General features: G+C 61.7%; 12 protein-coding genes. 4 read left to right on the forward strand and 8 right to left on the reverse strand.

From position 1 onward, the window contains the following. Genes GDN47_RS03305 through GDN47_RS03315 form a run of 3 tightly spaced genes read right to left on the reverse strand, consistent with a single transcriptional unit; the run spans window position 1 to window position 4780 of the window. A complete protein-coding gene (locus tag GDN47_RS03305; RefSeq protein WP_152092622.1) occupies window positions 1-2823 on the reverse strand; it encodes a DUF4159 domain-containing protein in 2823 nt (940 codons plus the stop codon). Then, window positions 2820-3740, reverse strand: coding sequence for a DUF58 domain-containing protein (locus tag GDN47_RS03310; RefSeq protein ID WP_152092623.1), 921 nt, complete (start codon window positions 3738-3740; stop codon window positions 2820-2822). Before GDN47_RS03310 ends, GDN47_RS03305 begins: the two co-directional genes overlap by 4 nt. Before the next feature lie 26 nt (window positions 3741-3766). Beyond that, on the reverse strand, window positions 3767-4780 hold the full coding sequence (locus tag GDN47_RS03315) for an AAA family ATPase (RefSeq protein WP_113420497.1): 1014 nt from the start codon (window positions 4778-4780) through the stop codon (window positions 3767-3769). Window positions 4781-4947: 167 nt separating this feature from the next. Between GDN47_RS03315 and GDN47_RS03320 the strand changes: the two genes are divergently transcribed. Genes GDN47_RS03320 through GDN47_RS03330 form a run of 3 tightly spaced genes read left to right on the forward strand, consistent with a single transcriptional unit; the run spans window position 4948 to window position 7456 of the window. After that, a complete protein-coding gene (locus GDN47_RS03320; protein ID WP_069612680.1) occupies window positions 4948-5571 on the forward strand; it encodes a DUF1285 domain-containing protein in 624 nt (207 codons plus the stop codon). After that, window positions 5568-6203 (forward strand): CoA pyrophosphatase, encoded by a 636-nt coding sequence (locus GDN47_RS03325; protein ID WP_113332228.1) that lies wholly within the window; start codon window positions 5568-5570, stop codon window positions 6201-6203. Before GDN47_RS03320 ends, GDN47_RS03325 begins: the two co-directional genes overlap by 4 nt. Next, window positions 6200-7456, forward strand: a complete 1257-nt coding sequence (locus tag GDN47_RS03330; protein WP_152092624.1) for a CCA tRNA nucleotidyltransferase — start codon at window positions 6200-6202, stop codon at window positions 7454-7456. Before GDN47_RS03325 ends, GDN47_RS03330 begins: the two co-directional genes overlap by 4 nt. Window positions 7457-7498: 42 nt before the next feature. On the opposite strand, the gene GDN47_RS03335 is transcribed toward GDN47_RS03330, so the two are convergent. The 3 genes from GDN47_RS03335 to hemF form a co-directional block, all read right to left on the reverse strand. Beyond that, window positions 7499-7684 carry a DUF1059 domain-containing protein gene (locus GDN47_RS03335; protein WP_075851104.1) on the reverse strand — a complete coding sequence of 62 codons (186 nt, stop codon included), beginning with the start codon at window positions 7682-7684 and terminating at the stop codon, window positions 7499-7501. Window positions 7685-7807: 123 nt separating this feature from the next. Beyond that, window positions 7808-8086, reverse strand: coding sequence for a hypothetical protein (locus GDN47_RS03340; RefSeq protein ID WP_113332230.1), 279 nt, complete (start codon window positions 8084-8086; stop codon window positions 7808-7810). 194 nt (window positions 8087-8280) lie between these two features. Beyond that, window positions 8281-9192 (reverse strand): oxygen-dependent coproporphyrinogen oxidase, encoded by a 912-nt coding sequence (hemF, locus tag GDN47_RS03345; RefSeq protein ID WP_113351843.1) that lies wholly within the window; start codon window positions 9190-9192, stop codon window positions 8281-8283. 171 nt (window positions 9193-9363) lie between these two features. Between hemF and GDN47_RS03350 the strand changes: the two genes are divergently transcribed. Beyond that, window positions 9364-9624: a hypothetical protein gene (locus GDN47_RS03350; protein ID WP_041677939.1), complete on the forward strand. Its 261-nt coding sequence runs from the start codon at window positions 9364-9366 to the stop codon at window positions 9622-9624. 89 nt (window positions 9625-9713) lie between these two features. On the opposite strand, the gene GDN47_RS03355 is transcribed toward GDN47_RS03350, so the two are convergent. Together GDN47_RS03355 and GDN47_RS03360 are read right to left on the reverse strand one after the other, a co-directional pair. Next, entirely contained in the window at window positions 9714-10865 is a 1152-nt protein-coding gene (locus GDN47_RS03355; protein WP_113395371.1) for a hypothetical protein, read from the reverse strand. Between the two features lie 94 nt (window positions 10866-10959). After that, complete coding sequence (locus GDN47_RS03360) at window positions 10960-11451, reverse strand: tRNA (cytidine(34)-2'-O)-methyltransferase (RefSeq protein ID WP_113395370.1); 492 nt, start codon at window positions 11449-11451, stop codon at window positions 10960-10962. Window positions 11452-11646 lie beyond the last annotated feature (195 nt).

Consider the following 11646-nt stretch of genomic DNA (forward strand, 5'->3'; position numbering starts at 1 on the left):
CTATTGCCCCAAGCGCTGCAGGATATCGGGAACGTGGACCTGATCGGACTTATAGTTTCCGGTCAGCATGTACATCATGATGTTGACGCCGGTGCGGTAGGCATATTCCCGCTGCGTTTCATCCGGGGGGACGGTCGGCAGCAGCGGCGAGCCATTGTCGCCGATAGCCCAAGCGCCGGCAAAATCATTGCCCGTAATCATGATCGGCGTCACCCCGTCGGAGGTCGCGACGGCGTTCGCATCGCGGCGCGCATCCTGACGCGCTTCCACCCAGAGCGGGCTGTCTGCATAGCGGCCGGGGAAGCTCGACAGCAGGTAGAAGGACTTGGTCAGCACATGGCCGGCGGGCACGGGCTCGAGGGGAGGAATATCGAGGTTGGCAAGGATCTGCTGCAGTCGCTGGCCGTTGGGGCTCGGTGACGAAGTGTCGCCCATCGTGTCGATGGCGTCACGCGTGTCGAAGAGCACGGTGCCGCCGTTGCGCATATAGGCGTCGATGCGGTTGATGGCGTCGTTGGACGGCATCGGCGCGGTTGCTGAAATCGGCCAGTAGATCAGCGGGTAAAAGGCGAGTTCATCCTTGGCAGGATCCACCCCTACCGGCGGGCCTGGTTCGAGCGTCGTACGATAGGTGAGATAGTCGGAGAGGCCGGCAAGCCCGCGCTCCGAAATGTGATCCACGTCCGTTTCGCCTGTCACGACATAGGCAAGATGCGTCTTGTCGAGCCGCGAGAAGATGGCGTCGTCGCCCGGTTTGGAATCGTCGGCCAGAGCGTTTGCCGGATGCAGGAATATGGCGAGCGATGCAGCCAGCAGCAGCATTGCCGTGCCGCCCGCAATCGTCTTGGCCGATCTGCCCAGGCGTGGAAAGGCACCGTTCATGAACAGTACGATGATGCTGTCGGCGAGCAGCAGGAGGAAGGCGAGGGTAAAGAGGATCGGCTTTGCCGACCAGGCCTCGCCCCCGATAAGGCCTTCGCGCGCGACAGCGCCGGCCGCCGAGGTATCCAGCGGCTTGAGCACTGCGCCGCTCGGCAGGGTGTTGAGCGCACTGAAGCCCTCTTCGGAACCGTAGAGGCCGGGCGGGTTGTCGAAACTTGCGACTGCGGCCCCCTTGTTTGGTTCCAGCGGGCGGGCGCTGCCGATCTCGCTGGTCAGCACGCCCTTGGCGGACAGGAGTCGATAGGGTGGCATTGCTTCACTTGCCTTGGAGGCAGCCACTTGCCCCGGAGCCACGCCACCGGCACGCGACAATTGTACGATGCGGCGCAGCATCTCGACGAAATCGCCTGATATCGGCAGATCCGACCATTGCGGCTCGGCGCTGACGTGGAAGAGCACGATACGGCCGGCCTGCATCTGCTTTTCGGTCACCAGCGGCGTGCCGTCGGCAAGGCTTGCCCAGGTGCGCTCGGCGAGATCCGGTGTCGGCTCGGCCAGAACCTGCCGTTTGATCAGGACATCATCCGGCTTCGGCATGCCGGCGAAGGGGCCGAAAGAGGGGAAATCGGCAAGCGGCTGCGGCTCGGCCCAGGAAAGAGCGCCGCCGAAGGTGCGCTCGCCCTGCCGCAATGTGACCGGGACCAACGGATCGTCGGCGGGAGCTGCGGCAAGGCGCGGTCCGGCGAAGCGGACGAGCGTGCCGCCATTCTCGATCCATTTTTGCAGCGGCGCATAGGTCTCCTGCGGCAGGCGGCCGACATCGGCCATGATGATAACGGAGGGATTGCCCGCAAGCAGTTGGGGGATCGACTTTGCCAGATCGGCGCTGTTCGGCTGAATGAGATCAGCAAAGGGCTGAAGTGCGCGCTGGATATAATAGAGTGGCGACAGGATCGGTTGGAATTCGTCAGCAGCCTGTCCGGAGAGGAGGGCCACGCGGCGGCGGCGAAAACCGTCGTCGAGCAGATAGACGCTGCCGGCGCTAGCCTGGCGGTCGATGCTGATGCGGGCGAAATCATTGCGCATTTCGAAGGGCGCGGCGATGGAGCCGGTCGCAACCGTCTGCCCGCCCGCGAAGTCAAGCGAACCGGCGGCGATTGGCCGTCCCTGATTGTCTTGCGCCGTCAGTCCGAGGCGCATCGGGCTACTGGCGTTCAGCCGTGTGGCCGTGACGGTCATGTTGCTGGCGGTATTGGCTGCGCCGGTGAGCGCGACGATATCGCGGCCGTCGCCTTCGATCAGCCGCAGCTCGCTCGGCTGCAGCACGGCAAGGCGGCTGACGATATCGTCCTTGTCCCTGCTCTCGATGCCATCGGAGATGAAGGCGATAGTACCGGGCTTCATGCCGTTGAGCGCCGCCTTGACGGCGTCGGCGGCGCGCCGGCGATCCGGCACCAACGGTTGCGGGTTCATGGCATGCAGCTTGTCTCGGGCCGATGTCGCCGCACCCGGTGTGGCATCGTTGCTCTGTTCGGCGGTGAAGGCGATCGAGACCGGAATGCCCTTGGCATCGGCATCGTCGATCAGCGCGTCCGCCGTGCGCACGCGGCGTTCCCAGTCGGAGACGCTTGCCCAGCTATTGTCGATCATCAGCGCCAGCGGGCCGCTGCTCGACAGCGTGTTGGTGCGCGGATTGAACATCGGATTGGCGATGGCAAGAATGATCAGGGCGGCAAGCAGCATGCGCAGCAGCGTCAGCCACCATGGGCTGCGCGCCGGGGTTTCCTCACGTTTGAGGATGCTCGCCAGAATGCGGAGCGGCGGGAACACTTCGGTGCGCGGCTGCGGCGGGGTCAGGCGCAGCAGCCACCAGATCGCAGGAAGCAGAATGAGCGCTGCCAAGATGGCCGGCGAAGCGAATGCAAAGGAGAGACCGCTCATGGCTGGCCTCCTGACGCGATCCTCGCGGGCATGCCTGAGAGATACATGTGCACGGCGACCAGCGCTTCGGAAGCCAGGCGGTCGGTGCGGTGGTTGACGAAGGTCCAGCCGAGATGGCGTAGCGATTGGCCGAGATTTTCGCGCCGCGCCAGATAGGCGCGCCGATAATCGTCACGCAGGTTTTCCGCGCGGCCGGCGATCAGCTTCGAGCCCGTTTCGGGATCGCTGAATTCGGTGCGCCCGCTATAGGGAAATAGTTCTTCGGCGGGGTCGGCAACCTCGATCACATGACCGCGTAAGCCACGGCGGGCCAGCGGTCCGATCCTGCCCATCACGCTATCGGCATCGTCGAGAAAATCGCCGATCAGCACGATATCGCTCCAGCCGCGGATCATTGATGTCTGCGGAAGGCCGCCTTCGAGCGGCGTATGCATCAGCGCTGCGGCCAGGCGTTCGGCAGCGTTGCGGGTCGAAACCGGCTCCATGATGCCGGGGCAGCCGATGCGCTCACCGGAGCGGGACAGGATTTCCGCCAGCGCCAGCATCAGGACGAGCGCGCGGCCTTCCTTGGACACATGGCCATAGGTCGATTTATACATCATGGATGGGGAGAGATCGGCCCAGAGCCAGATCGTGTGAGCGGCTTCCCATTCATGATCGCGGATATAGGTGTGATCGTCACGGGCCGAGCGTCGCCAGTCGATGCGCGACAGGCTTTCGCCTTCGGTATAGGGGCGGAACTGCCAGAAATTCTCGCCGATGCCGCGCTTGCGCCGGCCGTGCCATCCGGCGATGACGGTATTGGCGATGCGCTTGGCTTCGACAAGGCAGTCCGGCACGAGTGCGGCGCGACTACGGGCTCGGGAGAGGGCATCGTTGCCTGAGGTCGGTCTGACGGTCTGTCCGATGGATGCCACGCGCTATACTCTCCTCGACATCCGGGTCACGACTTCGACTGCTTGACCAGCCCTGAAATGACATCGCGTACGGACATGCCTTCGGCGCGGGCTGCGAAAGTCAGCGCCATGCGGTGTTCCAACACTGGCTCGGCGAGTGCATGAATGTCGTCGATCGACGGTGCAAGCCGGCCTTCGTAAAGGGCGCGGGCGCGGGCGCAGAGCATCATCGCTTGGCCGGCACGCGGACCTGGACCCCAGGCGACATGCTTGTCCGTCGAGGCATTGCCCTGGCCTGGGCGGGCCGAGCGCACGAGCGACAGGATCGCATCGACGACGCCGTCACTGACGGGCATCTGGCGGATGAGTTGCTGGATTTCCAGCAAGCGTTCGGCGTCGATGACCGCCTGTGGCGTCGCTTCGCTTAAGCCGGTGGTTTCGAGCAGGATGCGGCGTTCATCCGCAAGCTCGGGATAATCGACGTCGACCTGCAGCAGGAAACGGTCGAGCTGGGCTTCCGGCAGCGGATAAGTGCCTTCCTGCTCCAACGGATTCTGTGTTGCGAGAACGTGGAAGGGAGCAGGAAGGTCATAACGTTGGCCGGCGATGGTGACGTGATATTCCTGCATGGACTGCAGCAGGGCGGACTGCGTGCGCGGCGAGGCGCGGTTGATTTCGTCGGCCATCAGCAATTGCGCGAAGACCGGACCCTTGACGAAACGGAAGGAACGGCGGCCGGTTTCGTCCTGGTCCATGACCTCGGAACCGAGAATATCCGAGGGCATGAGGTCCGGCGTGAACTGCACGCGGTTGGAGGCAAGGCCGAGAACGGCGCCGAGTGTCGTCACCAGCTTCGTCTTGGCGAGACCCGGTACGCCCACCAGCAAGGCATGACCGCCGGCGAGCACGGCCAGAAGCGTGTTTTCCACGACGCTTTCCTGACCGAAAATGACCTTCGACACCTCCTGGCGAACGGCGGCGATATCGCCCAGTGCCTTTTCGGCTGAGGCAATGATGGCCTGCTCGTCGAGGCTCGTTTCGGTCGATTTGATCATGCCCATTTGCGTCTCCAATGGCAGAAAAACGGTGCGCGTGATTCGCAGACGTTACACATTTGCCTCATAATCAATACAACTTATCGCCAGCAAGACCGCTGACAAGCACGTTTCAAATGACTATCTCGTGAGAACTGTCATATTCCTGACTAACGACCAACCGGGACAGAAGAATGGCAACCGAGGAAATCAGGACAACGGGCGATGCCGCAAGCCTCGCGGCGCTGATTTCGCGCGCGGCTGGCGATAGCGGTGGCTCCAAGAAGGGTTTGCCGCCCGTCGATCGCTGGAATCCGCCCTTCTGCGGCGATATCGACATGGAGATCCGCGCCGACGGCACCTGGTTCTATCTCGGCACGCCGATCGGTCGCGCGCCGCTGGTGCGGCTGTTTTCCACAGTTCTGCGCAAAGACGAGGATGGGAAGACCTATCTCGTGACGCCTGTGGAAAAGGTGGGTATTCGCGTGGTCGACGCGCCGTTCGTGGCCGTCGAGATGAGCGTGACGGAGCGTGAGGGCAGACGGGTGCTGACCTTCCGCACCAATGTCGGCGATGTCGTCGAGGCAGGCAGGGATCATCCAATCCGCTTCGTCATCAGCGGTGAGAACGATGAATTGAAGCCTTATCTGCATGTCCGCGGGCGGCTTGAGGCTCTGGTGACGCGTGCGGTCATGTACGATCTCATCGAGCTTGGTGAGCCCGTCGTGATTGCCGGGCGAGAGATCTTCTGCGTGCGTTCCGGCAGCTCCATATTTCCCGTCATGCCGGTTGCCGAACTGGATGCACTGACTCGATGAATGAATTTCCCCTTTATTCCGCGGATGAATTCCGCCGTCGCGCCCTCCATCAGAGTGGCGGACCGGTGGAGCTTGCCTGGCGCGATCACGGCGATCATCTTCTCAATCCCGAGACCATTTCACAGGTCGCGGACCTGAAGCTCAAGGATGCCGCCGTGCTTGTGCCCGTCGTTGACAGCGGCGACGATGCCAAGGTGATCTTCACGCTTAGAACTTCGACGCTGCGCAAGCATTCGGGCCAGATCGCCTTTCCGGGTGGTGCCATCGATCCAGAGGACGCGTCGCCGGAAATGGCGGCGGTGCGCGAAGCGGGCGAGGAAATCGGGCTTGCCGATATCTTCATCGAGCCCGTCGCGCGGCTGCCGCATTATCTGGCAGCGACCGGCTTTCGCATCACGCCCATTCTCGCCGTGGTGAAGCCGGGCTTTCACCTGGCTCTCAATCCGACCGAAGTGGAGGATGTCTTCGAGGTGCCGCTCTCTTTCCTGATGGACCCCGGCCACCACGTGACCGACACGATGCTTTGGCAGGGGACGGAACGCCATTTCTACCGCATGCCCTATGGGCAGCGCATGATCTGGGGCATTACCGCGGGCATCGTCCGCACGCTTTATGAAAGGCTTTATACATGACGTCCGTTGCCGATGAGGCCTGGTTTCGCGATGAGGCATTGCAGCGGGTGCTGGCGCTGCTCGATGCCGATGGCGGCGAGGGGCGCGTGGTCGGTGGTGCCGTCCGCAACAGCCTGATGGGGCTGCCCGTCGCCGATATCGATATAGCCACAACTCTTTTGCCGGAAACGGTTGTGGAACGAGCAGAGGCGGCCGGAATCAGGGCGGTACCAACAGGCATTGCGCATGGTACGGTCACTCTGGTCATCGACGGAAAGCCGTTCGAAATCACCACCTTGCGACGCGATGTGGAGACGGATGGGCGGCGCGCCGTAGTGGCCTTCAGCCAGGATTGGCAGGCCGATGCCGAGCGGCGGGACCTGACGATCAATGCGCTCTATGCATCCGCCGACGGCGAGGTCGCGGATCTCGTCGGCGGGCTTGCCGATCTGGAACGCCGCAATATTCGGTTCATCGGCGATGCTGCGACGCGGATTGCCGAGGATCACTTGCGCATCCTGCGCTTCTTCCGCTTCTTCGCCTATTATGGCAGCGGCCGTCCCGATGCCGATGGCTTGCGCGCCTGTGCCGCCGCAAAGTCGAAGATATCAACACTCTCGGCCGAGCGTGTCTGGTCCGAGATGAAGAAGCTGCTGGCAGCCCCGGACCCGGGCAGGGCGCTGCTCTGGATGCGCCAGATCGGCATTTTGACTGAAGTGCTGCCGGAAACCGAGAAATGGGGCATCGACGCCATTCCTGGGCTGATCGCCGCCGAAGAGGCTCTCGGCTGGCCGTCGGAGGCTCTACTTCGTCTTGCAGCCATTGTGCCGCCCGATGCGGCAAGGCTTGCCAAGCTTGCCGAGCGACTGCGCCTCTCGAAAGCGGAAGGCTCCTATCTGCAGGCCTGGGCGAATGCGCCCATCGTCAAGGACGATATTTCAGAGGCGGCCTTCGATCGCCTGCTTTATCGCCATGATCCGACCGGCGTCGCGGTTCGCCTTAAGTTGGCGCTGGCCGTTGCGCGGAGCAAGGCGGAAGGCGATTTCGAGGAAATGGCCCGCGTGGCGCGGCTCGGGAAATTGTTGGAACGGACGGCAAAATGGAAGAAGCCGGCTTTTCCGCTCAATGGCGCTGATGCGCTTGCCGCGGGCGTCAATGCGGGTCCGCGCGTGGGCGAGCTTCTTGGCAAGATCGAGCAGGAATGGCTCGATGGGAATTTTGCGATGAACCGGGCGAGCCTTCTCGCCCGACTCAAGGACTTAGCCAACGCCTGATAATGAGACCTGCATAGCGGGACTGACTGGCCAGCCTGCCGATCAGGCTGCGTTTGCCTCGTCGCGAATTCGGGCCTTGATATTGTCGACCATGTTTTCGCGGATGATGGTTTCGCCATGCGCTTCGCGCATGTGCTCGACCGCGCGACGAACCACCTCGGCGTCATCCTTGGCGCGAGTATGCCAGGCGCAACCGGGCACGAGCGTACCACATTCGAACAGTCGCATATCTTCCTCCTCATCTTTCAGCGGATTCTCGCCCTACAAAGGACCTGAAGACCTAAACGCAACGAACGAGAAAAGGTTTCTGCCGTCCGGCAAGTCTCCAGCTTGCCGGCGGCTTTCCGGACATTAATCCGGCATCGCCCAGGATTTGAAGCAATCCGACGATTGATAGCGAGTGATAGGCACTTGCTTGGCCGAACGATCGGCCGCGAAGCGGGCGATATCGCTCGGTGATTTGCCCGCCAGCTGCATCCTCACCTGCTCTATGAAGCAGGAAAGGGGCAGATCGGATCCACTGCGGATCCGCATATCCTCCGCCAGTCGGATGATGAACTCCGGACTATCGACTGTGCGCGAAAGTTTCCGTTCTTTCGAAGCTTCCGTGACTTGTTTCTCTGCTGCCATTACAACCTCCTCCGATTGAAACGAGCATTAGATCACTTAGGCACTCCTCCCGCCGATTTCAGGACACCGTCCGATCATTTCATGTTGAACGTCTCAGCGCATCGCGATCTTTCGGATTCGTTCGCTGCGCTTGAAGTTCGAAGCTTTCCCTGCGTCGTTATCGCAAATCGCCGCCTGCTTTTGCGCGACGTGTCTTAGGGCCAGCGCACCACCGGCGGCAGAGACGATAGGATCGACTCCACGTTGCCGCCTGTCTTCAGTCCGAATATTGTACCCCTATCGTACAGCAAATTGAACTCCACATAACGTCCGCGACGAATTAATTGCTCGTCGCGATCCTCTTCCGTCCATGTTTCGTTGAAATTCGAGCGGACAATGCGCGGGTAAACCATCGCGAAGGCGCGGCCGACGTCGCGGGTGAAGGCGAAATCGGCATTCCAGCCGCCGGCGTCTTCCGAAGAATGCAGCCAATCGAAGAAGATGCCGCCGATGCCACGCGGCTCGTTGCGGTGCTTTAGGAAGAAATATTCGTCGCACCAACTCTTGTAGCGTTGGTAGTCGGCGACGGCATGGCGGTCGCAGACGATCTGCATGGCGCGGTGGAAGAGGGCGCTGTCGGGATCTTCCTGGGTGCGTCGGCGATCGAGTACCGGCGTCAGGTCGGCGCCGCCGCCGAACCACTGGCTCGTCGTCACCACCATGCGCGTGTTCATATGCACGGCCGGCACGTTAGGATTGACGGGGTGGGCGATCAGCGAGAGCCCCGAGGCCCAGAAGCGGGGATCTTCCTCGGCGCCCGGAATCTGGCTGCGGAAATCGGGAGAGAATTCGCCATAGACGGTCGAGGTGTGGACGCCGACCTTCTCGAAGACGCGCCCCTCCATCATCGACATGCGGCCGCCGCCGCCCTGGCCCTTGTCCCTCTGCCAGTCCTTGGCGACGAAGCGGCCTGGTTCCTGGTCGGAAAGGGGGCCGGTCAGCTCGTTCTCCAGCTGCTCGAACTCAGCGCAGATCGTGTCGCGCAGGCCCTCGAACCAGTGTCGCGCTGCCTCTTTCTTTTCTTCAATATCCTCGGGTAATCCCTTGGGAAGATTGGGTCGTTCCATTCATGCTCTCCGACGGTGCGAGCAGCCGGCGGCCCGCGATTCGCACCGTATGTATCGTGAGTTGGAATATCAGCAAGATTGCGGCGCAGCCAGTGCAGCAACGTCGCAGGAGAATCGACTCGCAAATTTCACAATGCGGTATTATGTTCCCTCTCTCAAAGGCGAGGTTTTATCATGAAGATACCCGGACCGCCGCCCCTGGATGGGTTGAGAAACAGAATATTCCGTTATCGGCAGGACCATCCCGCCGGTGGAAAGAGTGAATTCGTTCGCGAGACCTTTTGTCTCAGTCGCCCCGAAGCGCGCGAAAAGGCGCGTGAATGGTTCAACGAGTTCCCGAAAGCCGCCTATTGGACCGAGGTCGAAAGCTGGCGTCAGGTCGACGGCGATCGCATCGAATTCACCATGCGGCGCTTGCCGTCGGCGGACTGAACTGAACGATACGGCGCTCGCATCGACGGGTGATGGCTCTCGAAGTGTGTTCCCGTTCCTCCGAGGCTGGCTGGCGATTGGTCGTCAGCTCAATGCGGCATGGTCGGTGACGGATCATCCGACGGGCCGAACGCGGCCGGCTGAGCGCTTGGCATAGGCCTCGCGGAGAAAGCTTTCTTGACCTTCTCGATCGCAGTCGTATTACCGCCGGCCGAAGGCGGCGGAGACTTTGTCTCCTGTATTGCCGCCGGTTCGGCCGCGGCACCGAGCTTTGCAGCTTGGTGTTCTTCAGCTTTCTGATCTTCGGCAATGGGTGATGCCGCGAGAATCTCCATCAGCGTGATGGTCACCGGCAGGTGGCCGCCCAAATCGGTGTTCGTGTGATGCCATGCATGCGCGACGCGCTGATCGGCGTGGATGAACCGTCGGGAATTGATCTCTCCAAACCAGTCCCACTCGCCCATGACATCGATGACATCGTTGAATACCGGAGGCATTGCGATGCGCGCGCCGATCGTCACGATCTTCGTATGCCGCGCCAGCTCAGCAACTCGTCCTTCATCCTGCTTCGAGAGGTTATGCAGGGCGGCAGAAAGGACGAGATTGCCTTTGGAGTGTCCCGCCAGTAGAGGGAAGGAGAGTCGGGGATCGGCGAGAAGCGCCTGTACCGTTCTGGTGTCCAGGCTGGTGCGGGCAGCCGTTTCATTGCGCTGCGCTCCAACCTTGGGCCGGCCGGCAAGATCATCCAGCCTTTCAAGCAACGGCCGCAGCCCCCTCAAATGACCGAAGAAAAACGATCCGCCAAAGGCTTCAGTGATGGCGTCGGCGATGCCGTAGCCTGAGACGACAACGGCGACTGGTGCGTCGATCGCATCGGCCACGTTGCGGGCAAAGGCGGCGGCACCGAGCGCGGAACCGCCGATGCCGGCGACTGCGAGCGCCCGGGCATTGCCGCCGCCGCGCAAGACAAATTCATCGATGGTTTCGCAGAGGGTGAGCGCCCCAAGGCCGCTCGGCGGCACGATCAGGATCGCGCCTTCGGCGGCGAGCGAGTCACTGATGTAGAAAGCTTCCTCGGGTGTAATGACCTTGACGTCGTAGAACAGCGCATCGAGAGCGAGGTTGCGCTGGCGAAGGCCCTCAAGCGCAAGGTTGCGCAAAGGGGAGTGCTGGAGCCGTTCGGGGAGGCTCAATGTACGTGCGAACTGCGTCAGGGAAAGCGTGAATGCCGTCTGGAACATGGGTCACCTCGCCAAGGCTGCCTGAGTTAGAGCATTCCAGAGCGAAGCTTCTCACACTTTATCCGGCGTGCCAACGCCTATTCGGGTGCGACATTCAGGCCCGGTGCAGCCCCAGTGCGGTAAGCGGCGGCCATTGCGTTTGCCGCAAGGCTTCCCCCGATATCATGGCGGCCGACATCGCAACATTGATGGAGCGTTGGCCCTCCACCATGGGGATCAGGACGCGGCCATCGGCCTTTTCATGCACATGCTCCGGCACGCCGGCGCTTTCGCGGCCGAAGAGGAGGATATCGTCGTCGCGATAAGCAAAATCCGTGTAGCGCTGGGCCGCCTTCGTTGAAGCCAGCACCAGCCGCCGCCCGCTTTCCTGCCTCCACGTCTCGAAGCGCTCCCAATTGACGTGCCTGGTCAGGGTGACGGCGGCAAGATAATCCATGCCGGCGCGCTTCAGATTGCGGTCCGATATGTCGAAGCCGGCCGGCTCGATAATGTCGACGCCGAGGCCGAGGCAGGCGGCGAGCCGCAGGATCGTGCCGGTGTTGCCGGGAATGTCGGGTTGGTAAAGGGCGATGCGCAGTTTTGTCATATGCTGCAACTAGCGAAATCGCCTGGATTTGTCTCAGATTTTTCGCGCGCCCTTCATTTCCGTGATGTCTCCTATAAAGAGAATTGAAGGATTCAGCCCATTTTTCAGGCATATTTCGCTTTTCAAACAGAAAAAGTCGCGCTAAAAGACGAGCGCTCTACAACTTGCGAAAGAAGGAGGCACAGATGGATATCT

This window comes from Martinezella dioscoreae (assembly GCF_009176305.1).
Taxonomy (GTDB): Bacteria; Pseudomonadota; Alphaproteobacteria; order Rhizobiales; family Rhizobiaceae; genus Rhizobium; species Rhizobium dioscoreae.